20 protein-coding genes and 5 pseudogenes are annotated in these 23,279 nt (G+C 69.3%); 14 read left to right on the top strand and 11 right to left on the bottom strand.

Going from position 1 to position 23,279, the window contains the following annotated elements:
* The first annotated feature begins 64 nt into the window (after window positions 1-64).
* The 4 genes from OG456_RS46865 to OG456_RS46850 all read left to right on the top strand — a co-directional run bounded on the left by OG456_RS46865 (window position 65) and on the right by OG456_RS46850 (window position 5,327).
* Window positions 65-829, top strand: coding sequence for a carbohydrate ABC transporter permease (locus tag OG456_RS46865; protein WP_266571780.1), 765 nt, complete (start codon window positions 65-67; stop codon window positions 827-829).
* A 56-nt stretch (window positions 830-885) separates the two neighbouring features.
* Window positions 886-3,108 (top strand): glycoside hydrolase family 3 N-terminal domain-containing protein, encoded by a 2,223-nt coding sequence (locus tag OG456_RS46860; protein WP_266571204.1) that lies wholly within the window; start codon window positions 886-888, stop codon window positions 3,106-3,108.
* A 75-nt stretch (window positions 3,109-3,183) separates the two neighbouring features.
* Window positions 3,184-4,266 carry an endo-1,4-beta-xylanase gene (locus tag OG456_RS46855; RefSeq protein WP_266571203.1) on the top strand — a complete coding sequence of 361 codons (1,083 nt, stop codon included), beginning with the start codon at window positions 3,184-3,186 and terminating at the stop codon, window positions 4,264-4,266.
* 5 nt (window positions 4,267-4,271) lie between these two features.
* Window positions 4,272-5,327: a non-reducing end alpha-L-arabinofuranosidase family hydrolase gene (locus OG456_RS46850; protein WP_266571202.1), complete on the top strand. Its 1,056-nt coding sequence runs from the start codon at window positions 4,272-4,274 to the stop codon at window positions 5,325-5,327.
* A gap of 78 nt (window positions 5,328-5,405) precedes the next feature.
* On the opposite strand, the pseudogene OG456_RS46845 reads toward OG456_RS46850, so the two are convergent.
* A pseudogene (locus OG456_RS46845) lies at window positions 5,406-6,236 on the bottom strand (IS701 family transposase); the annotation flags it as partial.
* Window positions 6,237-6,622: 386 nt separating this feature from the next.
* Between OG456_RS46845 and OG456_RS46840 the strand changes: the two are divergent.
* A complete protein-coding gene (locus OG456_RS46840; protein WP_266571201.1) occupies window positions 6,623-7,285 on the top strand; it encodes a hydrolase in 663 nt (220 codons plus the stop codon).
* Window positions 7,286-7,290: 5 nt separating this feature from the next.
* Window positions 7,291-7,491: pseudogene (locus OG456_RS46835) on the top strand (DoxX family membrane protein); the annotation flags it as partial.
* A gap of 182 nt (window positions 7,492-7,673) precedes the next feature.
* On the opposite strand, the pseudogene OG456_RS46830 reads toward OG456_RS46835, so the two are convergent.
* From OG456_RS46830 to OG456_RS46815, 4 genes and pseudogenes are all read right to left on the bottom strand, one after another.
* Window positions 7,674-7,964 (bottom strand): annotated as a pseudogene (locus OG456_RS46830) (integrase core domain-containing protein); the annotation flags it as partial.
* 34 nt (window positions 7,965-7,998) lie between these two features.
* Window positions 7,999-9,348 (bottom strand): IS30 family transposase, encoded by a 1,350-nt coding sequence (locus OG456_RS46825; protein WP_266571200.1) that lies wholly within the window; start codon window positions 9,346-9,348, stop codon window positions 7,999-8,001.
* Window positions 9,349-9,427: 79 nt separating this feature from the next.
* Window positions 9,428-10,018: pseudogene (locus OG456_RS46820) on the bottom strand (IS3 family transposase); the annotation flags it as partial.
* A complete protein-coding gene (locus OG456_RS46815) occupies window positions 10,018-10,419 on the bottom strand; it encodes a transposase (protein ID WP_266571199.1) in 402 nt (133 codons plus the stop codon). The gene OG456_RS46815 and the pseudogene OG456_RS46820, both read right to left, overlap by 1 nt.
* A gap of 277 nt (window positions 10,420-10,696) precedes the next feature.
* Between OG456_RS46815 and OG456_RS46810 the strand changes: the two genes are divergently transcribed.
* Window positions 10,697-11,263 carry a dihydrofolate reductase family protein gene (locus tag OG456_RS46810; RefSeq protein WP_266571198.1) on the top strand — a complete coding sequence of 189 codons (567 nt, stop codon included), beginning with the start codon at window positions 10,697-10,699 and terminating at the stop codon, window positions 11,261-11,263.
* Between the two features lie 56 nt (window positions 11,264-11,319).
* Here OG456_RS46810 and OG456_RS46805 read toward each other — a convergent pair.
* Together OG456_RS46805 and OG456_RS46800 are read right to left on the bottom strand one after the other, a co-directional pair.
* A pseudogene (locus OG456_RS46805) lies at window positions 11,320-11,805 on the bottom strand (DNA polymerase III subunit alpha); the annotation flags it as partial.
* A 104-nt stretch (window positions 11,806-11,909) separates the two neighbouring features.
* A complete protein-coding gene (locus tag OG456_RS46800; protein ID WP_266571197.1) occupies window positions 11,910-12,851 on the bottom strand; it encodes a YbfB/YjiJ family MFS transporter in 942 nt (313 codons plus the stop codon).
* A 125-nt stretch (window positions 12,852-12,976) separates the two neighbouring features.
* Between OG456_RS46800 and OG456_RS50715 the strand changes: the two genes are divergently transcribed.
* The 3 genes from OG456_RS50715 to OG456_RS46785 are packed head-to-tail and all read left to right on the top strand — an operon-like array spanning window position 12,977 to window position 14,322.
* Window positions 12,977-13,732 carry a LysR family transcriptional regulator gene (locus OG456_RS50715; protein ID WP_323136472.1) on the top strand — a complete coding sequence of 252 codons (756 nt, stop codon included), beginning with the start codon at window positions 12,977-12,979 and terminating at the stop codon, window positions 13,730-13,732.
* Window positions 13,635-14,099, top strand: a complete 465-nt coding sequence (locus tag OG456_RS46790) for a hypothetical protein (RefSeq protein WP_323136471.1) — start codon at window positions 13,635-13,637, stop codon at window positions 14,097-14,099. Before OG456_RS50715 ends, OG456_RS46790 begins: the two co-directional genes overlap by 98 nt.
* Window positions 14,041-14,322 (top strand): tautomerase family protein, encoded by a 282-nt coding sequence (locus OG456_RS46785; protein ID WP_323136493.1) that lies wholly within the window; start codon window positions 14,041-14,043, stop codon window positions 14,320-14,322. The genes OG456_RS46790 and OG456_RS46785 overlap by 59 nt, the downstream gene beginning before the upstream one ends.
* Window positions 14,323-14,417: 95 nt before the next feature.
* On the opposite strand, the gene OG456_RS46780 is transcribed toward OG456_RS46785, so the two are convergent.
* From OG456_RS46780 to OG456_RS46765, 4 genes are all read right to left on the bottom strand, one after another.
* Entirely contained in the window at window positions 14,418-14,681 is a 264-nt protein-coding gene (locus OG456_RS46780) for a hexameric tyrosine-coordinated heme protein (RefSeq protein WP_266571196.1), read from the bottom strand.
* Between the two features lie 88 nt (window positions 14,682-14,769).
* On the bottom strand, window positions 14,770-16,125 hold the full coding sequence (locus OG456_RS46775; RefSeq protein WP_266571195.1) for an NAD(P)/FAD-dependent oxidoreductase: 1,356 nt from the start codon (window positions 16,123-16,125) through the stop codon (window positions 14,770-14,772).
* 195 nt (window positions 16,126-16,320) lie between these two features.
* Window positions 16,321-19,287, bottom strand: a complete 2,967-nt coding sequence (locus tag OG456_RS46770; RefSeq protein WP_266571194.1) for an aminotransferase — start codon at window positions 19,285-19,287, stop codon at window positions 16,321-16,323.
* A gap of 52 nt (window positions 19,288-19,339) precedes the next feature.
* On the bottom strand, window positions 19,340-19,780 hold the full coding sequence (locus OG456_RS46765; protein ID WP_323136470.1) for an Lrp/AsnC family transcriptional regulator: 441 nt from the start codon (window positions 19,778-19,780) through the stop codon (window positions 19,340-19,342).
* 779 nt (window positions 19,781-20,559) lie between these two features.
* Between OG456_RS46765 and OG456_RS46755 the strand changes: the two genes are divergently transcribed.
* The 4 genes from OG456_RS46755 to OG456_RS46740 all read left to right on the top strand — a co-directional run bounded on the left by OG456_RS46755 (window position 20,560) and on the right by OG456_RS46740 (window position 23,227).
* Window positions 20,560-20,772, top strand: a complete 213-nt coding sequence (locus tag OG456_RS46755; protein ID WP_266571193.1) for a hypothetical protein — start codon at window positions 20,560-20,562, stop codon at window positions 20,770-20,772.
* Window positions 20,773-20,933: 161 nt separating this feature from the next.
* Complete coding sequence (locus OG456_RS46750; RefSeq protein ID WP_266571192.1) at window positions 20,934-21,173, top strand: hypothetical protein; 240 nt, start codon at window positions 20,934-20,936, stop codon at window positions 21,171-21,173.
* Window positions 21,173-21,550 carry a fic family toxin-antitoxin system, toxin component gene (locus OG456_RS46745; RefSeq protein ID WP_266571191.1) on the top strand — a complete coding sequence of 126 codons (378 nt, stop codon included), beginning with the start codon at window positions 21,173-21,175 and terminating at the stop codon, window positions 21,548-21,550. The genes OG456_RS46750 and OG456_RS46745 overlap by 1 nt, the downstream gene beginning before the upstream one ends.
* Window positions 21,551-22,051: 501 nt before the next feature.
* On the top strand, window positions 22,052-23,227 hold the full coding sequence (locus tag OG456_RS46740) for a serine hydrolase (RefSeq protein ID WP_266571190.1): 1,176 nt from the start codon (window positions 22,052-22,054) through the stop codon (window positions 23,225-23,227).
* The last annotated feature ends 52 nt before the right edge of the window (window positions 23,228-23,279 follow it).

The raw sequence follows: 23,279 nt of genomic DNA, 5'->3' as shown, positions 1-23,279 counted from the left end.
GGCCCGTCGGCGCCGACTGCGCTCCTTCCCTCTGTATGTGACCGCGTGGGTGGTAGGCGTGTTCATGGTGACGCCGCTGCTGTACGCCCTGATCTCCGGCTTCAAATCCACCGACCAGCTGTCCGACAACAGTTTCGGACTGCCGTCCCCCTGGGTGGTGTCCAACTACACCGGCATCCTCGGCGACACCGCCTTCTGGCGGATGCTCGGCTCGTCCACCCTCATCGCCGTCGCCACCACGATCCTCACCGTGGGAGCGGCCGCCCTAGCCGCCTTCGCGCTCGCCCGATTCGCCTTCAAGGGAAGGGAGTTGCTGTTCACTCTCTTCGCCATCGGCCTGATGTTCCCGTTCGCCGTGGCGATCCTGCCGCTGTTCGTTCTGCTGCGCACCTTCGGGCTGCTCGACAATCCGTGGGGCGTGATCCTGCCGCAGGCCGCGTTCGGGCTGCCCATGACCCTCGTCATCCTGCGCGGCTTCTTCCGGGAGATCCCCGGCGAGCTGGAGGAGGCGGCCACGCTCGACGGGTGCTCCCCGTTCGGCTTCTTCTGGCGGATCCTGCTGCCCATGGCGCGGCCCGCCCTCGGCACCGTCTCCGTCCTTGCCGTGGTGGGGAGCTGGAACAACTTCCTGCTGCCGCTGCTCGTCTTCAGTGAACCCACCTGGTGGACGATCCCGGTCGGTGTCCAGCAGTTCCAGGGCCAGTACTCGACCGACGTGGCCCGCGTCTTCGCCTATCTCGTGCTGTCCATGATCCCCGCGCTCGGCTTCTACGCGGTCGCCGAACGGCAGCTGATCGGCGGCATCACCATGGGCGCGACCAAGGGCTGACACCGCCCGCCCGGCATCGCCAACATCCCCTGCACGCACCAGACTTGAGGAGTTCCATGGTCAAGCCCTGGCAGGACACCACCCTGCCCGCCCACGTCCGGGCGGCGGACCTGCTCGCCCGGATGACCACCGAGGAGAAGACCGCCCAGCTTTCCAGCGTATGGATCGGCGCTGACACCGACGGCGCCGATGTCGCCCCTGGCCAGAACACCTACGCGGCCCGCAGCGCCGCCCTCGACGCACTCCTTCCGTACGGGCTCGGCCAGCTCACCCGCCCCTTCGCCACGGTTCCCGTCGAACCCGCCGAGGGCGCGGCCCGCCTCGCCGAACTGCAACGCACCATCCGCGCCGGCAACCGGTTCGCCCTGCCCGCGCTCGCCCACGAGGAGTGTCTGACCGGCTTCACCGCCTGGCAGGCCACCGTCTTCCCGACCCCGCTGGCCTGGGGCGCCACCTTCGACCCCGCGCTGGTGACGGAGATGGCGCAGTCCATCGGTACGTCGATGCGCGCGGTCGGCATCCACCAGGGGCTCGCCCCGGTCCTGGACGTCGTGCGGGACGCACGCTGGGGCCGCACCGAAGAAGCCATCGGCGAGGACCCGTACCTGGTCGGTAGCATCGGCACCGCGTATGTGCGCGGCCTGGAGACCGCCGGGATCGTCGCCACCCTCAAGCACTTCGCCGGGTACTCGGCCTCCCGCGCCGCCCGCAACCACGCGCCCGCCTCGATCGGCCCGCGCGAGCTCGCCGACGTGATCCTGCCGCCGTTCGAGATGGCGCTGCGCGACGGTGGCGCCCGCTCCGTGATGCCCGCCTACAACGACATTGACGGCCTGCCCGCCCACGCCCACACGCAGCTGCTCACCCAACTCCTACGCGAACAATGGGAGTTCACCGGAACCGTGGTCTCGGACTACTACGGCGTCTCGCTGCTGGAGGAGGCGCACCGGGTCACCGACGGGGAGGCCGGCGCGGCGCGCCTCGCCCTCGCCGCCGGCGTCGACGTGGAGCTGCCCGCGGCCCGCTGCTTCAGCCCCGCGGACCCGCTCCCCGAGGAACTGCTCGACCGGGCCGCGCTGCGCGTACTCACGCAGAAATGCGAACTGGGGCTGCTCGACCCCGACTGGGAGCCCGTCACGGGCGGCGCGCCCGTCGATCTGAACCCCCCACACATGCGGGAGCTGGCCCAGAAGGTCGCGCAGGAGTCGGTCGTCCTGCTCGCCAACGACTCCGGGGCCCTGCCGCTGAGCGACGGGCTGCGCATCGGGCTCGTCGGTCCGCTCGCCCACGAACAGGCCGCCATGCTCGGCTGCTACACGTTCCCCCGGCACGTCGGAGTCCACCACCCCGGCCTGCCGACCGGTGTCGAGGTGCCGACACTCGCCGAGGCGCTGCGCACCGAGCTGCCGGACGCCGTGTTCGTCGACGATCCGGCCGGCGCCGATGTGTGCCTGGCCGTGGTCGGGGACCGCTCGGGCCTGTTCGGGCGCGGCTCGTCGGGCGAGGGATGTGACGCCGAGGACCTGGAACTGCCGTATGGTCAGGCCGAGTTGCTCGACGAGGCGATGGCCTGCGGTGCGCCGGTCGTCATCGTCGTACTCAGCGGCAGGCCCTACGCACTCGGCCGCTGGGCCGACCGGGCCGCGGCGGTCGTCCAGGCGTTCTTCCCCGGACAGGAGGGCGGCGGCGCCGTCGCGGGCGTCCTGTCCGGACGGGTCGAGCCGTCCGGGCGGCTCCCCGTCTCGGTGCCCCGCAGCCCCGGCGGCCAGCCCGCCCCGTACCTCGCTCCGCCGCTCGGCCGCCACGGCTTCCCCAGCACCGTGGACCCGACACCCCTGTTCCCGTTCGGGCACGGCCTGTCCTACACGGAGTTCACCTGGGACACCCCCGAGTGCGAGGCCCCCGAACTGCCCACCGACGGCGAGACGTCGATCCGCCTCACCGTCCGCAACACCGGCGAGCGGTCCGGCACCGAGGTCGTCCAGCTCTACCTTCACGACCCCGTGGGCACCGTCGCCCGCCCCGAGGTCCGGCTCGTCGGCTACGCCCGCGTCACGCTCGACGCCGGTGCGTCCGCCGAAGTCCACGCCACGTTCCCGGCGGACCTCGCCGCGTACACCGGCGCCGACGGCCGCCGCGTCGTCGAACCCGGAGCCCTCGAACTGCGCGTCGCCGCGTCCAGCGAACGCGTCCACCACACCGTGCCGCTCACCCTGACGGGGGCGGAGCGGGAGGTCGGGCACGAGCGGCGGATGCGGTGCGACATGCGCGTCAAGTGACGCGCCGGCACCACATGTACGACGTTCCGCGCAAGGCCAACCGCACATCGCCGCCCCCCAGTTGAGGAGATCATCATGCGCACACCCGCACGCCGCGCCCGTACGAGAACCGCTGCCTTCGGTGTCGGCGCGGCCCTGCTCCTCGGCGGCCTGGCCGCCCCGGCCGCCCACGCCGACGCCGACCGCCACAAGGCCACGACGCTGGACTCCCTCGCCCGGCAGACCGGCCGCTACTTCGGCTCGGCCGTCGACAACCCGGAGCTCGACGACACCGCGTACGCCGATCTGCTCGGCAGCGAGTTCGGCGCCACCACCCCCGGCAACGGCATGAAGTGGTACGCCACCGAACCCCGGCGCGGCGTCTTCGACTTCACGGCCGGCGACGAGATCGTGGCGTACGCAAAGGCCCACCATCTGAAGGTGCGCGGCCACACCCTGCTGTGGCACAGCCAGCTGCCGAGCTGGCTGACGGACGGCACCTGGACCGCCGACGAGCTGCGCTCGATCCTCAAGAACCACATCACGACCGAGGTGAAGCACTACAAGGGCAAGGTCTTCGCCTGGGACGTGGCCAACGAGATCATGAACGAGGACGGCACGTACCGGGAGAACATCTTCTACAAGACGCTCGGCCCCGGCTACATCGCCGACGCCCTGCGCTGGGCGCACGCCGCCGACCCCAAGGTCAAGCTGTACCTCAACGACTACAACGTCGAGGGGATCGGGGCGAAGTCGGACGCCTACTACACGCTGATCAAGCAGCTCAAGGCGGACGGCGTACCGGTCGACGGCTTCGGCATGCAGGCGCACCTCGCCCTGCAGTACGGCTTCCCGTACCAGATGCAGCAGAACATCCAGCGCTTCGCCGACCTGGGCCTCGACGTCGCCCTCACCGAGCTCGACATCCGCATGATCCTCCCGGCGGACGACGCCAAGCTGGCCCAGCAGGCCGACTGGTACGGGCGGGCCACCAGCGCCTGCCTCGCCGTGCGGCGGTGCGTGGGCATCACCGTGTGGGGATACTCCGACCGGCACTCATGGATCCCGTCGGTCTTCCCGAGCGAGGGCGCCGCGCTGCCCTGGGACGAGAACCTGCAGCACAAGCCCGCGTACGACGCGATCGTGAACGCGCTCGTGGCCGCGAAGCGGAAGAAGTGAGGGGCGTGCGCGGGCGAGGAGCGCTCGTCTCCGTGCTCGCCGCCGTGGGCGCGCTGCTCGTCGCGCTCGGCGCGGCGCCCACCGCCACGGCGCAGGGCGACGACCTGACGCCGTCCTTCACCTGGTCGTCCAGCGGCCCGCTGATCGCGCCGCAGCCCGACGCCACGCACCCGGTGGTCTCGGTCAAGGACCCGTCGGTGGTCCGGTACAAAGGGAAGTGGCACGTCTTCGCCACGACCGCCGACACCTCCGGCGGCTGGAGCCTGGTGCAGACGACCTTCGCCGACTGGTCGCAGGCGGGCGCGGCCCGCCAGACCCCGCTCGACACCACGGCGATCGGCAAGGGGTACCGGGCGGCGCCGCAGGCGTTCTACTTCGCCCCGAAGAAGAAGTGGTACCTCGTCTACCAGACGGGTCTGCCCTCCTACTCGACGACGACCGACATCGACGACCCCATGTCCTGGAGCGCGCCGAAGAACTTCCAGGACTCCATGCCGCAGATCATCAAGGACAACATCGGCAACGGCTATTGGGTCGACTTCTGGACCGTGTGCGACGAGGAGAAGTGCTACCTCTTCTCGTCGGACGACAACGGTCACCTCTACCGGTCCGAGACCACCGTCAAGGAGTTCCCGAACGGCTTCGGCAACACGAAGATCGTCCTTCAGGACGACCGGTTCGACCTCTTCGAGGCGAGCAACGTCTACAAGATCAAAGGCACGGCCGACCAGTACCTGCTCCTGGTCGAGGCCATCGGCAGTGACGGGCGGCGCTACTTCCGTTCGTGGACGTCGCACGGCCTGGACGGACAGTGGACACCGCTGGCCGACACCGAGGCGAACCCCTTCGCCCGCTCGACCAACGTGTCCTTCCCCGGGGGCGCCTGGACCAAGGACATCAGCCACGGCGAGATGGTCCGCGACGGCGTCGACCAGACGATGGAGATCGACCCGTGCCGGCTGCGCTTCCTGTATCAGGGGCTCGACCCGTCGGCATCGGGCGACTACTCCCAACTGCCCTATCGCCTGGGCATGTTGACGCAGACGAACAGTAGCTGCTGAAACGGCTGAACCGGGTCAGGTGGGGCGCGGCGCCGGCGGGTGCCGCGCCCCCTCGCAGAATCCAGTGGATGTCATGTCGCGTTTCCAGGTCACCTCGGTGAAGGCCTGCCGCCCGTGGCCGGCCGCGAGCGCGGCCACCGGGGACGCCTTGTCGCGGTAGCGGCGCTGCGGCTTGCGGCCGTTGCCGGACCAGGTGGGGGCCGTGGGCACCGCATCATGGGGGTGGACGGTCACATCCGAGCGGACCGCCACGACGTAGCCGTTGCTCCGACGCTCCAGCCCGTCGTGGAAGCCGGCGTTCTGGCCGTAGCCGGCGTCGGCCACCAGCACCGGCAGTGCAGGCCCCCATCCGGCCAGCTCATCGATGCTGTCCAAGGCCAGGCGCCACTTCTCCCGGTGCCCGATGTCCTCAGGGACCCCCGTCCTGCGCCGACGGACGGCACCCGCCGCCCACTCCTCGGGCACGAACAGGCGCCACTGCAACGGAACCGACGCGGTATCGGAGACCGCGTGCACGCTCACCGCGACCTGGCAGTTGGCCTGCCTGCCCAACGCCCCGCAATACTGGTGGGCGAGCGCCACCGACATCCGGCCGTCCTTGGGGAACGACACATCATCGACCGCCCAGGCGTCCGGGCTGACCTGGGGCACCATCCGCTGCGCGATCCGCCGCCGCACCAGCACCGGATCCCAGGTCGACTGGTTCACAAACTGCTGCAGGTTCTGCTCGTTGCCGTCCGGCAGCCGCTCCGCCATCGACTGGATCGACTTGCGCCGCCCGTCCAGCATCAGCCCCCGCAGATAGCAGTCGCCCTTGGCCCGCTGATCCTTGCGCGGCACCGAGGCGAACACATCAGCTACGAATAACGCCAACTTCGCCCGAGCACGGTTCACTTCGTGTGTGTCCACACTCTCAACATGCTCCCGAAAAGGACCGAGAGGAAGACCTGACGGAGTCCTCCTAGGTCTGGCGCGAAACCTGAGCCCCGGCCCTGCCACCCGTGCTCGTGTCCACCCCCTGCGCCAAACGCCCCTACGACCCGCGGTGTCCGGAAGAACTCCCCACAGCGTGGCGCCTCCTGATCCTCAGCCACCTTCATACCGGCGCATCTGGCGCCAGTGCGGCGCCGGCCCGGGCTGTGTGGAGGTCTGCATGCGCTTGACGGTGATGCGCTGTCGTGCCAACTCCCGGGCACGGGGAGGAAAGTCGGTCGGTCGGTCCGGACCTAGTTTTCGGGTGTGCCGAACCGCAAAGCGTGGACGGCACGGTACCGACTGCTTCGAAAGGACCCCTCATGTTCGACATCACCAACGTGCAGGCCGCTCCGAGTGCGGACCTGCTCACGCCCGACAACGCGGTCATGCTCTTCGTGGACCACCAGCCGCAGATGTTCTTCGGCACCGGCAGCGGCGACCGCGCCGCGATCATCAACAGCACCGTGGGTCTTGCCAAGGCGGCGCAGGCGTTCGATGTGCCGGCCGTCCTGACCACGGTCGCCGCCGAGTCGTTCTCCGGGCCCCTGCTGCCTCAGCTCGCCGAGGTGTTTCCCAAGAACGAGGTGATCGACCGCACGACCATGAACGCCTGGGAGGACGAGGCGCTCGTGGCGGCGGTCAAGGCGACCGGGCGCAAGAAGATCATCCTCTCCGGCCTGTGGACCGAGGTCTGCCTCGTTCTGCCCGCACTCTCCGCGCTTGAGCAGGGGTACGAGGTGTACGTCGTCTCCGACGCCTCCGGTGGCGTCAGCCCGGCCGCCCACGAGCACGCGCTGCAGCGGATGATCGCCGCCGGCGCGGTGCCGGTGACCTGGGTGCAGGTGCTCCTGGAGCTGCAGCGGGACTGGGCGCGTCAGGAGACGTACGGCGCGGTCATGGAGATCGTCAAGGCCCACGCGGGCGCGTACGGCCTGGGCGTCGTGTACGCGCAGAGCGTCATCGGCGCGCACGCGGCGGGCTGACCTCCTTGGACACCGGCAATCTGATCCTGCGTCTGCTGGTGGGTCTGCTCGTCGCCGGCCACGGGGTGCAGAAGATCAGCTCCCACCTGGGCGGCAGGGGACTCGACGGCGGCGCGGAGGAGTTCCGCGCCGACGGCTTCCGCGGCGGAGCCCTCACCGCCCTGGCAGCGGGCGGTGGCCAGATCGGATCGGGTCTGCTGCTCGCCACCCGGATAAGGACCGAACTCCCCGATAGGCAGGAATGGAGCAATGAACTCCCCATCAGCATCAGTCAGTTGCGCACGCGTCACACCCACAGTTCTACCGGGCCCGGAACCCGCACGGGTGCGCAACCCGACAGATGTGGGTTCTGGGCCTTCCCCCGTGAAGGTGGGCACGCGGTTATTGATCACGCGGCGAGCGTGAGTTTAGCGGTGTGGTGTCGGTGTTCGTATTCGTTGGGGCTGAGGTGGCCGTTGGCGGAGTGCCGTCGGCGGGTGTTGTAGCGGGTCAGCCAGGCGAAGACGGTCCTGCGGCAGGTGCCGGAGTCGCCGTAGTCGTGGGCGCCCTGGAGGGTCTCGCGTTTCAGGGAGGCGTGGAAGCTTTCGCAGGCCGCGTTGTCGGCACTGGTGCCGACCGCGCCCATCGACCGGGTGACCCCGAGCTGGTCGCAGAGGCCGGCGAAGGCCCGGGAGCCGTATTGACCAGGTTCAACCAGTGGATGCAACACAGGCTTATTTCATCGATAGTAGATGGTCGTTGAGGGCTTCGGCGGGTGTCTTCCAACCGAGGCTCTTCCGGGGTCGGCTGTTGAGCGTGGCTGCGACCGCCTCGATATCCTCAGCCGCCCATCGAGAAAGGTCGGTTCCCTTCGGGAAGTACTGCCTCAGCAGGCCGTTCGTGTTCTCGTTGGAGCCGCGCTGCCAGGGGCTGTGCGGGTCGGCGAAGTAGACCGGGATGCCGGTCTGGATCGTGAACTGGGCGTGTGCCGACAGCTCCTTGCCGCGGTCCCAGGTCAGCGACCGCCATAGTTGCTCGGGCAGGGTGCCGACCGTCGCCGCCAGCGCGTTCTTCATCGTCACCGCCCCGTAGCCGGCCAGCGGCGGCCCGTTCTTGGTCCGGGGAACCGTGCCGTAGCCGTCCTCGCGGGGCAGGTGGACGAGCACTGTGAACCGGGTGGTGCGCTCGACCAGCGTGCCGATCGCCGATCGCTCCAGTCCGATCAGAAGATCTCCCTCCCAGTGTCCCGGGACGGCCCGGTCGTCGGCTTCGGCCGGCCGTTCACTGATCAACACCTCGGGCGTGACGTGGGCCCAGGACTTCCGCTTGGACCGGGCTCGGGGCACCCGCAGTGCCCTGCCGGTGCGCAGGCAGGCGACGAGCTCGCGCTTGAGCGTTCCCCGGCCTTCGATGAACACGGCCTGGTAGATCGCCTCGTGGCTGATCCGCATGGACTCATCATCGGGGAAGTCGACCTTCAGCCGGTTCGCGATCTGCTCCGGACTCCACGCCATGACCCACCGGCGGTCGCCACGGTGCGGCTTGTTCCTTCCGTTCCACCGTGGCCCCTCCGGCCCCAGCATCGTCCCGTCGGGGTGGCTGACCTGGCCGGAAAGCCTCTTCTGTACGTAGTCCCGCAACCGGTCGTTGGCCGCCAGTTTCGCGGTCTTCGGGCGCCGGGCCACCAGATCGGCCTTCCACTGGGCGACCGAAGCCCGGTAGTCCAGTCGGCCGCCACGAGTCGCGGCGTTGCGCCGCAGTTCCCGGGACACCGTCGAAGGATCACGGCCGAGACGTCGCGCGGTCTCCCGGACCCCGATGCCCTGCGCTTTGAGGATCGCGATCTCTTCACGCTCGTGAAAGGACAGGTACCGGTCGGACTGCGGGCCAAGATCCATGGGTGGCATGCCGCCACCGTGGCGGAACCATCTTCCCCCCGCCGCTTGGGATACGCCGACCGAAGCTGCCGCCTCCTCCGGGAGCAGTCCCTTCGCGATCTCCCGCCAGAACTGACGTTCCACTTCCCGCCGTAGCGCCGGCGCACCTGGTGACTTCATCGGCGAACGCCCGGTCAACGCCGCCATCCACCCTGCTGGCCTGCCCATCAACACCTCCGAGGACGAGGTGTTGCAACGACCGGTTGAATCCGCCTTGGGCCCCGTGGTCGGAGTGGAACACGGCGCCCTCCAGGCTGCCGCGGGTCGCCGCTGCCATCCGCAGTGCGTCGGCGACCAGGCTGGTGCGCATGTGGTCGGCGATGGACCAGCCGACGACCTTGCGGCTGAAGCAGTCCAGCACGGTCGCCAGATAGAGGAACTGCCCGTTTTCCAGGGGGAGATACGTGATGTCGCCCATGTATTTCAGTCCGGGTCCGGTGGCGGTGAAGTCCCGCTGGAACAGGTCCGGGACCGGTGAGGCTGCCGGGTCCGGGACGGTGGTGCGCACGTGTCTGCGCAGGCGGATCCCGGTGATGGAGAACGTCCGCATGATCCGGGCGATGCGCTTCTCGTTGACCCGCCGTCCTTTCTCGCGGAGCTCGGCGGTCACTCGCGGGGAGCCGTAGGCGCCGCCGGACTCGCCGTGGACCTCGCGGATCTCCTCGGCCAGGAGCCGGTCCTGGTGCTGCCGGGTGGCCCGGGCCTCGGCGCCGGCGAGCCACTTGTAGTAGCTGGACCGGTTCACGTCCAGGACCTGGCAGAGCCGCTTCACCTCGTAGGCGTCCCGGTTATCGTCAACGAACTGGAAGCGGCTCATCACCAGTTCGTCTCCCCGGCGAAATACTTGGCTGCCTTGCGGAGGATGTCCCGCTCGGTGGCCAGCTTGCGCTCACTCGCCTCGAGCTCTGCCACCCGCGCCTCCAGTTGCCGGATCCGCTCGTCCGGAGCGTCGGGCGGCACCGCCACCCCTGGTTCGACGGCCGGCTTTGCAGCCGTGGCGCTGACACCGCGGTGTTCGCGGTCCCGCAGCACCCACTCACGCAGTGTCGCCCGGTTGATGCCCAGGTCGGCGGCGATGCTTTTGTAGGTCGCCCCGGGTGTGGACTCGTACAGGGCCACGGCATCGGCCTTGAACTCGTCCGAGTAGTCCTTCATCGCCATCGGCGGTCTTCTCGCTTCCTCCGGATCAAGCAGATCCAGTATCAGCGTGTCCACCACTCAGGGGGAGGCCCCTCTCGCCGTTCGTGACATGTCGATCTTGCGTGACCTGGGCGTTCTTGGCTGTCTCACGGCCTTGTCACCCATGATCAGTCTCAAATCTGTGGTATTTCCTCGCGAGGGCAAGGTCGAGATCAGGCGGCTTGCCCGCGACGGCCGAGTACACCACGCTGAGCCCCGAGCACGAGGACTACCGGCGAGCCCAGATCGCGCACCGATGAGTTTCCCGCGCCGCGCTGGTCTATACGCCGGACACCCACGGACGGAAGGCTGGGCCATGCGGAAGCTGATCTACGGCATGAACCTGACCCTGGACGGCTACATCGCCGCGGCCGGCGACGACATCGGCTGGAGCGGACCGCCGAGCCATGAGCTGTTCCAGTGGTGGCTCGACCACGAGCAGGCGAGTGGCCTGTCGCTGTATGGGCGCAAGCTATGGGAGACGATGAGCTCCTACTGGCCGACCGGCGACCAGCAGTCGGGCGCCACCCCGGCGGAGATCGAGTTCGCGCGGAACTGGCGGGACACGCCGAAGGTGGTGTTCTCCTCGACGATCGACAAGGTCGACTGGAACACCCGCCTGGTCACCGGCGACGCGATCGCCGAGATCACCCGGCTCAAGGCCGAGGACGGCGGCCCAATGGACATCGGCGGCGCAACGCTCGCCGGGGCGGCCATGCGCGCCGGGCTGATCGACGAGTACGCGATCGCCACCCATCCGGTCCTGGTGGGCGGCGGCACGCCGTTCTTCACCGCGCTGGACAGCTGGGTGAACCTGAACCTGGTGGAGACGCGGACGTTTCCCGGCGGCGTGGTCCTGACCAGGTACGAGACGAGGCGCTGAGCATCAGCACCCCACGCCCCCGCCGCACAGGTTAAAGATCAAGCTAGAGGCAACACGCCTGAACTTGACACAGAATCGATCTGGAGGCAGCCCAGTGTGTCGGAGCGGCGGATCATCTCGAAAGTTGCAGGGTCGTCGAAGGGAACGTGGTCGGGGTTGTCGAGGTCGAGGTGGCGGCCGGTGGTGCGGCGGATCTCATGAACCGCGTGGGCCATCGCCGACCGCATCCGCATCCCCAGCACATCGAGCTTGAGCAGGCCGAGGTCCTCGACGTGCTCCTTGTCTTCCTGGACCATCGGGTACTGGCCGCTCGGTGTGGGCTGCACCGGAAGCCGGCCCAGCAGCGAAGCATTAGACAAGATCACACCGCGCGGGTGCCTCGCATAGCCCCGCACCAGCGCGCCCAGCCTCTCAGCCAGCTCGACCAGCGGACCGAACTCCTCCGCGCGGGCTGCGAGTTGGCGCAGCTCGGGCAGTTCAGCGAGCGCGGAGCGGGTGTCGATGCCCCGAATATGCGGAAACGACTTGGCGATCATGTCGACGGTGTGCCGTATGTCGCTGACCAGGTCGGGCAGGTTGATGGGGACAAAGGGGTGGTCGGGGGTGAGGGTGGCGGAGCGGCCGTCGGCGGCGGGGCCCTGGACGATCAGCAGGCCCGCGCCGATCTCTGCGGCGGCCAGGGCTTCGCTGGGCGTGGTGACGCTCTGGGCCACGACGCTGCCCGTGTCCGGGCGGGCGAGCCCGAAGGTGAAGGACACGAGCGGTACCGGGGACGGGGACGGGGTTGGGGGCGAAGGGCCAGGCCGACGACGATCCAGGCGCCGCTGTCGATCCAGCCGGGCGCGCCCTCTTGGAGGGCGGCGACCAGGAAGGTCCCGGCGATGATGTAGCCCATGCCCTCCAGGAGGTAGCTGGCGAGCAGGGCGGTGAACCAGCGCCGGGTGCACGGCCGTTGGGCCGGAGCCGTGGCGGCGGGGTCCGCGGCGCCTGCTCGTCGTGGCACGAGGCGCCAGGCGGCGGCGGCCAGCAGCACGGTGAGCGCGGCGCAGGCGAGCCAGGCCGCCCGCCAGGACCCGACCTCCTGCATCGCGACCACCATCAGGCCGGACAGGGCGATGCCCGCGCCGACCCCGCCGAAGGCCCAGCCGGTCATGTGCTCGGCGTGCGCGGCGAGCCCCGCCACCAGGGCGCTCGTCGCGATCATGAACACCAGGGCGCTGCGGCTGGCCGCGCCCGCCGCCAGCCGCAGCGCCCACCAGGCACCGCCGTCGTGGGTCAGCGGCATCAGCGCCAGGGAAGCGGCCAGGACCAGCAGCCCGCTACGGAAGGCGACTGTCGAGCAGAGCAGTGCGGGGGCGGTGATGCCGAGCAGGGCGCCAGCCAGGTAGCCGAGGTAGTTGGCGGTGGCCAGCGAGGCCCCCAGGCTGTCCGGCATCCCTGCTTGGGCATGCATGATCGGCGCGTACGCGAACCGGCCCACCCCCATCGCGGCGGCCAGGCCCGCCGCGCCACGCAGCACGGTCGGCCACGGGGAGCCAGCCCGCGAACCGGTGCGGGTGGGGTCGGGCAGCGTGAGCACCTGTCTCATGATCACCTTCTGTGTGCGGTCTCTCTCGTGAGCGAGCTTCCTGTGCGACGCTAGGCCGCATGCACACTGGCCGGAAATGCCGGTTACGCTGCATTCATGTCCCCCAGGCATAGAGCGAGGCGACGGTGACCGCGCCCAGCCCGACAAGCGCATCCGGTATCGAGCTGCGGCACCTGCGGGCGTTCGCCGCGGTGGCTCGGCGCCGCTCGTTCACCCAGGCCGCGGAGGAGCTGCTGATCACACAGCCGGCCCTGAGCCGCACCGTGGCCCAGCTGGAGGCGAGCCTGGCGGTGCGACTGCTGGAGCGCTCTTCTCGTGGCGTCCAACTCACCGACACCGGCGCCGACTTCCTCGTTCACGTGGAGCGGACCCTGGCCGCGGCCCGTTATGAGTTGACCTTCAAGCTCGGTTTCAGCTGGCTGCTGCCCGATCCGTGGGCCCAGCGCGCCATCGCCCGTTTCGAGCGGGACAGCGGGGCACAGGTCGAGCTGGTGCGCTGCGACGATCCGTTGGACGCCCTCGACCGCCAGGGCATCGACGTGGCCCTGGTGCGTGGCGGTGTGCGCACCGTGCACCTCTACGACGAGCAGCGCGTCGCCGTCCACGCCCGCCAGGAAGCCGAAGGCGGTGGGCGGGAGGACCGCTACAGCGAGCCCCCGCAGGCCATGGCCGACGCTCTGCGCTGGCAGGACGCCCGCGAGTGGACCCTCCCTGGTCAGCCACGACAGCCACGCCGACAACTTCGACGACTTTGGCCGCGCCTTCGCGCTGGCTGCCCCGCTGTTGCTCACCACCACGGGCGGCGCCGACCGGCTCGGCGCCCCCGCCAAGGGGCTGGCCGCCTGGGACACCCACACGCTCACCCGCCCGGACGGCGGTGAGCTGACCGTCACCGCCGTGCCGGCCGTCCACGGCCCCGAGGACGGCGAACGGGACGCGGAGGGCGAGGTCAACTGCCAGGTCGTCGGCTTCGTCCTCGCCGGAGACGGACTGCCCAGCGTCTACATCAGCGGCGACAACGCCTCTCTCCGCACCGTCACCGAGATCGCCCGCCGCACCCCCCGTATCGACGCGACCATCCTGCACGCCGGCGCCGCCCGCGTCCCGGGCAAGTTCCGCGAACGCCCGGTCAGCCTCGACAGCGTCCGCGCCGCCGCGGCCGCCGCGGTCCGAGCGGGACCGCTTCCAGATCGTCACCCAGCACGACCCCGACGAGATCATCGCCCTGGACGCCGGTCTGGGCTTTGAGCGCACCTCCGGCACGGTCATCGTCCACATCTTCTCCCAGCGCGGCCGCAGCACCGAGGACAAGCAGCTCGCGTACCGCACGCTCGCCCAGCAGCTCGCCGAAGCCGGAGTCGACGGCAAGGACCTGTTCGTCAGCTACTTCGAGAACGGCCCCGAGGACTGGTCCTTCGCCGACGGCCGCGCCCAGTACATCGAGGGTGACCTCCCCATCCCCGGCCGCTGACGGCGACCGTCCTGCGACAGCCCACAGGTCCGCGGGCACTGCGTCTGCGCCACACCACGATGTCGGCGAGCTCGTCTCCCTCAGTGTTCCGGCTGTCAGGACCGCCAGTAGTTGTTGGCTGCAGCGATCGTCTGGAACTCGATGGCGACCACATGCGCCGCGGCGGTGAGGCTGCCGGGCGTGGTGGAGCAGTTCGGCCTGCCACCCTTCAGAACGTCCAGGTCAGGCTGGATGTTGTGGATGTTGTGGATGGTGTGGCGGGCCAGGGTCAGGGCCAGCGCACGCCCCTCCTCGGGAGTCTTGGTGAGCAGGGATCCGCCGGGGACGAGGACCATTCCTTCGTCAGGAACTCGGTTCATGTCCCCGATCCTGCGGCCGCGACTTCGCCGACCTGCAGCAATACGCGGTCGGCCGTATTGCCCTCCCTCGGAAGGGGTGCCCGGCACCTCACTCCGGCCAGCGATCAGCTGACCGTTGACGACGGGTCACGCCCCGTGTGAGCTCGGCCGGGGAGATCGGAGCACCGAGGATCCGCTCGGCCGCGCGATGCCCTGAGTGGAGCGCGCCGTGGACGGTGGCTGGTTCGTGTCCGCAGGTTGCTTCTCCCGCGAAGTGGAGAACGCCGTCCACGGGTCCTGCCATCGCATCGTGATCGTCGTGCGAGGAGCCGACGGCGACGTAGGAGTATGAGCCGAGGGCGAGAGGGTCGACGCCCCAGCGTGTGATCCAGTGCGCCACGGGCTCGGGGACGGAGTCGCCGTAGATCTCGCGGAGGGACCTGAGTACCGACGAGACCACCTCTTCATCGGTCTTCTGCTCGATCTCCCGCCCCCAAGCACCGCCGGCGAAGGTCAGCAGCATCGGCTTGCCGCTGACGACGGAGACGTCGTACCAGGAATGCCAGGGGACGCCGGCCCGGCCGTGCTGCCGGATCGCGTAGACGTCGTCCTGCCAGAACCGGTCTGCGAACTGAAGGAAGACCTTGTTGAACACGCCCATTCCGAGTCGAGCGATCGGTCCCGCAACGGCTTCGGGCAGAGCGGGTGTGAACTCGATCGCCCCTGCTTTGAGCACGCCCAACGGCACTGTGACGATCACGTGGGCGGCGTCGAAAGACTCGTCCTCCGTGTCGACTCGTACCCCTGTGGCCGACCTGGTGATGGCGGTCACGGTCATGCCCAAACGCACGTCGAGGCCTTCCGCGAGTGCCCGGGGAAGCGCGTCGTAGCCACCCGGGAAGATCACTTCGTCCCCTTCGATGGTGTCCTCATCGAGGGCGTGAGCGGCCACCTGTTCGATCTCTGCGCCGCATTGTTCCTCCGTGCGATGCCGATAGAACGCGCGGACCCGTTCGGCGCGTTCGGGTTCCCAGCCGGTCGCGGCGAGGGCGCGTTCGGCCGCGGTGGCATAGCTCTCGTCGTGGCCGGACGCCGCGACGGTCAGCTGGAACAGGTCATCTGCCGTGTCGACGTCGATGGTCCACTGCCGTGTCGCGGCGTCGTCCAGCAGGCGCCGCGATTCGTCGTAGTCGGCGATGGGCCGTCCGCCGGCCTGGAAGCTCCCGACCGTGAACTCGTGTGTGTCCATCTCGAGCGCGGCGACAAGTTCCGTGAGGGGGTTGCCGGTGAGGCCATGGATCCATGAGGCGCCGCGGTCGACGGAGAACCCTGCCGTGCGGTCCGTCCAGATCCGCCCACCGACACGGTCCCGCGCCTCAAGCACGACCACACGTTGTCCTGCGGCGTGAAGCAGACGAGCTGCGGTGATGCCGGCGATTCCCGCGCCGACGACGATCGTGTCCATCGTCTTCTCTCTTCTTCAGGGATCGCAAGGTCGGATCTGCATGTCGGCTGTCGGAGGCAGGCGTGCCGTCGACGGTGCGGTTGGCGCGGGCCGAGAAGGCAGCGGTTTGCGGTGTACGAGTTCGAGGGCGGTGCGGTCGCCGGCCGGCAGAGCGAGCTTCACCTCGGCGCCGAATCGCGAAGCGCCGCCCCGGTGTCACCAGGTGTGGCCGTGGCCGAGTTGGGTGAGGGCCAGGTCGAGCATGTCGGCGAAGAAGTCCGCGGCGGTGGTGTCGATGCACAGCGGCGGCTTGATCTTGAGGATGTTGAGATGGTCTCCGGTGGGCTGGACGATGACGCCGAGGTCGAGCATGCGGTCGCAGAGCTCGGCGGTCTCCTCGGTGGCCGGTTCCAGGGTGATGCGGTCCCTGACGAGTTCGAGGCCGAGGTAGAGGCCCGAGCCGTGGACGGCGCCGATGATGCCGTAGCGGTCGGCCAGTGCCTCCATCCGGCGCTTCAGATGGCCGCCGACGCGGACCGCGTTGCCCTGCAGGTCCTCGTCGCGCAGGGTGTCCAGGACGGTGAGGCCGACGATGCTGGAGACCGGGCTGCCGCCAGTGGAGGAGAAGAAGTAGCCCTGCTCGCGGTAGCGATCAGCGACCGTCTTGGAGGTGATGACGGCACCGAGGGGGTGCCCGTTGCCCATCGCCTTGGCCACACACACGATGTCAGGGATGACCTCCTGCTGCTCGAAGCCCCAGAACCAGTTCCCCAGGCGGCCGTAACCGACTTGGACCTCGTCGGCGACGGCGAGGCCGCCGTGACGGCGCACCGCCGCGTACACCTGGGCGAGGTAGCCGTCGGGAAGGGCGACTCCTCCGGCGTTGCCGTAGAAGGTCTCGCCGATGAACGCTCCTGCCGGGCGGCCCGCAGCGGCCAGCTCGTCGATGACCGCGGCGGCTTCGGGCCCGTAGCGCATGGCGTCGACGCCGCGGTGCCGACCGCGGTAAGAGTTGGGCGAGTCCACGGTGTGGACCCAGCTGGGGCGGGTGGCCAGGGCGTTCGGGTTGTCCTGGAGCGAGGTGGAGACCGCGTCGGAAGCGTACGTCCAGCCGTGGTATGCCTCGCGCAGTGCGACGACATCGTGCTGTCCGGAGGCGCCGATGGCCAGCCGGAGGCCCAGATCCACCGCCTCGGAACCGGAGTTGACCAGGAACACCGTGTCCAGAGGTTCGGGAAGGAGGCCGGCGAGGCGTTCGGTGAACTTCACCACCGAGGCGTAGTGGAACCGAGAGTTGGTGTTGACCCGTCGCAGCTGCCGGGAGACCGCCCGCTCGACGCGAGGATGGGCGTGGCCCAAGGGGGTGACGTTGTTGACGATGTCGAGGTACGCGCGGCCGTCGGTGGACACGAGATGATGGCGCCAACCACGCTCGATACGGGGAGGGTTGGCGTAGTAGTGCTCCTGCACGGTCGCGAACACGGCGTCGCGCCGGTCGAGCAGGTCCGTCCCCTCAGCGAGACCGGTGGCCGCCGCGAGACCGAGGAGCGGTGCGGGGTCGGCGGTGAGCGGCAGCCAGCCTGCGGCGTACTCGGGACGTACCAGCGGAGGGACCACGGGTCCGGAAGCGGCACGCAGCGCGACGTGGATCGAGACTCCAGCGGGGAGGTGCGCGATGTCCTCACGCGCCTGGACCGATGCGCCGACAGCGAGGAGAGGTCGAACCGTAGGCGGGAAGGACAGGGTCAGCACCCGTGAGCCGTGGGCGATCTCGACCTGGCCCCGGTCCGCCACGAGGACCTCCCCCGCAGCGGGAGCCTGTGCCACGGTGGCCCGACCGAGCCACAGGTCGATACCGGTGGGCACTGTGGCCGCGGAAACGGCTGACAGTGCCGGGGCCTGGGTGAGTCGCGCCTGGGCATACCGTGTGGCGACTGCGGCCGCGCCGCCGGCGAGCGCGGTGGTCACCAGCCGGGCTTCGGTGCCGGAGTCGACCCAGGCTCCGTCGTCCATGGCATCGGCGTCGGTGGACAGGTCGACGAGGACGATGTCGGCGGCGGCGAGGTCCCGGAGAAGCGGCTGCGGCGGCGAATCGGCCCCAGCGGGTACGCCCGCCAGGCCGGTCGCGTCCTTGACGAGGTGGATCATCACCGGAAGGGGCAGACAGGTGGCCTGCTCGAATATGCGCCACTCGCGGTCGAGCGCCGCCTTGGCATAGGCGTTGTCCCCGTCGACGGCAGCCTGGTGACGCCCGCTGACGACCAGGCCGGCGGCGCGCAGGACCACGAGCGGCCACAACGCCTCCGCCTCCTTCGGGGAGAGCGGCCGGACGGTGTGGAAGGCGCGGATGGCCGGCAGTACGTGGTGAGGTTCGACCCCGTCGTGGTGGAGCATCGAGGAGAGCGACACGGCGAGTTCGCCGACCGCCCAGCTGGTGGTCACGTCACCGAAGTCGATGACGCCGTCCGGCATGGGAGGCCGACTGCCGGGCGTACGGATCAGATTGTCGTCGGTGAGGTCCAGATGCACGGCCTGGGACGGCAGTACGTCGGCAACCTGCTGGACGCGTGCCCAGGCTTCGGCGGTCGCGGCGCGGACGGCGGCGCGCCGCTCGGGCTCGCCGATGTGCCCGGCGAGCTTGGCGACGACACGGTCGGCGTACCGCAGGTCCCATTGGAGTACACGATCGAGGCCCGGGTGCCGGAAGTCCCGCAGCGCGGTGCTGACTTTTCCGACGATCGTGCCCATGGCCGCCACGGTGCTGGGGGAGAGGTGCCGGGGTCCCGAGAACGTCCCGCCGGGCAGATGCCGCAGCAGTCTTGCGACGGCCGGCCCGCTCTCGGTGTCCACCGCCGTACGACGCGGGGAACCGTCAGGACGCCGCAGGACGGTGGCGACGCGCAGTTCCGGGTGCGCCGAGGAGACCAGGTCAGCGGCAGCGTCCTGGGCTTCGATCTCCACAGCGCCGAAAGCGGGGTTGGCGATCTTCAGAACGGCCAGGTCCGCCCCGCTTCCCTCGCGCAGCAGGAAGTTGGCGTCCTGCTGGCTTCCCAGCGCTTGTGCGTGTGCGTCGAACCCAAGGTGCTGAGCAGCGATGCGCTCGGCGTCGGCCGGCGTCACCCGCGGTGCGGGAAGGGCGTCCTCGGCGAAGAAGTCGATGGTGCGGTGTTCGTCGTGCGACATGCAGAGTTCCTCGGCTCGTACGGGCGGGCTGGGCTGGGACGCTCTGGTGCCCTCAGTCGACGTGCCACAGGAAACGGTGGGTGTGGATCGCGAAGTAGGGGAAGTTCTCCACGGATGCGACACCCTCGACGGGCCGCACGACATCATTGATGAAGTCCAGAAGATCACGGGGCTGAGCGCACACGACCTCCGCGAACAGATCGAAGCCGCCGGACGTCAGGACCGTGTACACGACCTCCTCATGCCGGGACAGCTCATCGGCCACCGCCCGGGGATCACCGTCGACACGCAGACCCAGGAGCGCCATCGCCTGCTGGCCCATCGTCATCGGATCGGTCACCCCGACGACCTGGACGGCCTTGGCGTCGACCATTCGCTGCAGTCGGAGCCTCGCAGCCGAGGGCGACAATCCCACCTTCGGTCCCAGATCTGCATAGGGAATCCGGCCGTCGACCTGTAGCTCCCGCAGGATGGCCCGATCGATGTCGTCCATAAGCACCTCTCACTCCTACTCAAACAGCCGCCCCGGCGCCTGTTTCAAGCACAATGCCTGACTACAACGCTCGTATCAAGTGTCCGGGCGATCGAATCGCGCGTATCGAGGGCGCTGGGTCTCGAGAGCGCTCGGGCCCGGCGAAGTCCCCGGTCGTGGCGGCATCCCGAGCCGGCAGCGGCGGGGCGTCGCCGGGGTGACCCATTTCCGGGGCGCCCGCGGAGATCACCAGGGCGCCCAGGGGCCTTGTCGTCCCAGCCGGTTTCACGCGCGACCGGAAGCCCGAGGCCGCCGCAGGCGCACTCCGGAGTCGGCGTCGCATGCTGGCGGCTTCAAGCTGCCGGTGGGCGGCAGCTGAGCCGGCCTTCACCGCCCCGACACATCCAGGGCGTTGGCGGGGTCCTCGTCGTGACGGAGCAAGAGGTGGCCCAGGCGCCCTGCATCACCGAGCAGGCCCTTCCCGCGCGCCTGGCCCGCTGAGAAGTCCCAACGAAATGATCTTCGACGCGGTTGGATCGCTCCGGGCGCGTTGATCCGGGGGCTCGTCCTCACCCCTTACGACACTGAAGACTCCGCATTCTCGTCTCGATGCCGCAGCCGACGGCACCAGCCGCGAACGCGCCACTGACGAGCCCCTGCGCTCCTTCTTCCAGGAAACACCGCCGCAGGACACCATTCGGGCCTGAGGCAGCAAAGGAGGCGGCCCGCTGGCATCGCGTCCGTCCTCGCCGCACGCGCAGCCGCCTCGGGGTCACTCAGGGACACAGGGGAGTGCGGCGGTGAACCAGCTCCGTGCCGAGGACGAGCAGCAACTGCTGCCCAGCGCGGTTGAACTGCCCCTGCGGGGTGGGTTCACGACAGAGGCTGGCCAGCTGTCCGGCCCCGGCTGCGAGTTCACCGCGCTGCGTGAGGTAGTCGGCCATGGAAACCCGGTGGACGGCCTGTGCCCGTTCCAGCAGTGCGCCGTCCACCTTCCCGTCAGCACTCTGTAGAGATCCGGCAAGACCACTGATGTCGGCCATCCGCTGGTGCCCGGCATGCGCGCCCAGTCGCCCTCCTTGGCGGGGGCTGGACGGCCGGGGCCATGGACGGCCGGGGCCACCACTCCTGCGGCTGGAGCCCTCAGGGCGGTAACAGCTGTTACCATCGCGGTATGGCGAAGACACAGTTGGGTGCGCGGGTGGATGGGGACGTCGCGGAACTCGCGAAGAAGCGTGCCGCAGACCTGGGACTGAGTGTGGGCGACTACCTCGCCAAGCTGGTGCAGGACGATGCCAGTGGCCTGCGTGCCCGTGCGGTGGATGCGGCTGCTCGCTTCCTGGCCGACCACCAAGGGGTCTTCGACGAGGCCGAACAAGCTCAGCGGACAGCCCGGGGAGCGCGCGCGGCCTGATGGAACTGCACATCGACGTTCCCTGGATCCTGCAGGTCGCCGAGGCCGCCGGAGCCGACGATCCGGCCCCCGACGACTACGGCGTTCCGGTCTCGGCAGTCGCCCGTCATCGGGCCGAGCTGTTCGAGCAGCCGGTCTACGACGGCCCGTACGCCAAAGCAGCCGCCCTGGTACACAGCCTGGGCCGGTGCCGCTGGCTGGAGCGCTCCAACCTGGCCGTCGCCGCCGCCACCGGTGTCATGTACCTCGACGCGGCCGGAATTCCCGTCAAGCCCGCCCGCGAGGACGCCATCGCCCTCAAGGACCTGCTCCTCGATCCCGCCTGCACTGCGGGGAAGATTGCCGCGTTGCTACGGACCTGGCCCACCGCCACCTGACGCCCGCATACCCGGCGCCGCCTCCTCAGAGAACCACCGCTCGCGCGGGACGGCCCCGCACCGTGCACTGACATGCCGGGCAGTCGTCGGCCCGCTGCCTCCCCCCGTGTCAGTGGGCCGACGCTTGCCGGGTGCCCTGTCCCCGTGAACTTGGCGATGCCCTAATGCCGTGAGCTGCGGTTCGCCAAGTAGGGCGGGGAAGGAGGTCGGTCCTGTCGCCCCGCTGGGCATGGCGAATCCGGGAAACGAGACGACGACCCCAGCTCGCAGGGTTCGGGCGACTGGTGTTGCGGCGGAGCTGCAGGGCTGGTGGCGGCCTCACCTGCGTGCCAGATCACCTCGACCATGATCCCTGCCGCCTTGTACCACTCCTCATCCCCGCTGAACGGGCCGGCGGATGCGCGGGCCATCGCCCGGCGTGATGTCCATCCGGCTGGCACCCGTTCGAGATGGGGCGTATGCCGGATGGTCGGTGGTCCTTGCTGTTCCTAGCCTCGGGTCATGATCTTTCGTCGTTTGTGGTTATCAGCTGCGGTGCTGGCGCTGGCTTTGTCACCTCTGCCGTCCAATGCGGCTTCGGCCGCGCCACAGCCATCCGGCCCCGCTTGGTCTGTCGAACGTGACGCGGACGCAGTGCGGGATACCGGGGTCACCGGGGTAGCGGTCCGCCTGGAAACCCCGCGTGGGACGGTCACAGCCCGCTCCGGGGTGGGGGACCTGCTCACTCGCCGCCCGGTTCCGAACGACGGCTACCTGCGTCTGGGCAGTACCACCAAGACGTTCGTCGCCACTGTCATGCTGCAGCTGGTGGGCGAAAGACGAATCTCCCTGGACCAGACGGTGGAACAGCTGCTGCCTGGGGTCGTTTCCGGAGCCCGAAACGACGGCCGGACCATCACCCTCCGCGACCTGCTGCAGCACACCAGCGGCCTGTCCGACTACATCCACGACGTTTTCCCCGACCTCAGTCCCCAGACGTACTTCGCCAACCGGTGGCGTGCCTACAAGCCCGAAGAGCTGGTGGACCTGGCCATGCGCCATGAACCCGCCTTCCCGGCAGGCACCCGCTGGGCGTACTCCAACACGAATTACGTGCTCGCCGGAATGATCATTGAGAAGATCACAGGCCGCACCTGGGAACAGCAGGTCCACGACCGCATTCTGCGCCCGCTCGGCCTGCAGCACACCGGCACTCCCGGCACGTGGCCCTTCCTTCCGTATCCGCACACGGCCAACTATCAGCAGTTCACCGTGGACGGCCCGATGGTCGACACCACGATCCCCTATCGTCCCTTCGACAGCGGGGCCGACGGCTCAATGACTGGCACGGCCCGCGACCTCAACCGCTTCTTCTCTGCACTGGCAAGTGGACGGCTGCTTAAGCCCGCCGAGTTCGCTGCCATGCGGAACACTGTGCCGGTGCCGCAGGACAGCGGTCATCCGGAAGGCACCCGGGACGGCCTGGGCCTCTTCTTCACGCCCCTGCCCTGCGGAGGCGGCTACCTCGGCCATGGCGGAAGCGGCTTCGGGTATGTCATCCGGACAGCGACAACCATGGACGGCCAGCGCACCGTCACCGTCTCCGCGCACAGCCGCTCCGCAGACCCGCAGATCGCGGCCCGTCAGGAAGACGCACTGCGCAACCTCATCGACCACACCCTGTGTCCCACCACCTGAACGTGCACTTAAGTCACCGGTGTGTGACTGAGCACCGCAGACGGCGGATGGG

It is taken from the genome of Streptomyces sp. NBC_01446 (assembly GCF_026340095.1).
In the GTDB taxonomy this organism is placed as follows: Bacteria; Actinomycetota; Actinomycetes; order Streptomycetales; family Streptomycetaceae; genus Streptomyces; species Streptomyces aureus.
Note: the sequence above shows the minus strand (reverse complement) of the source record. Positions and strands in the feature narration are given on the sequence as shown.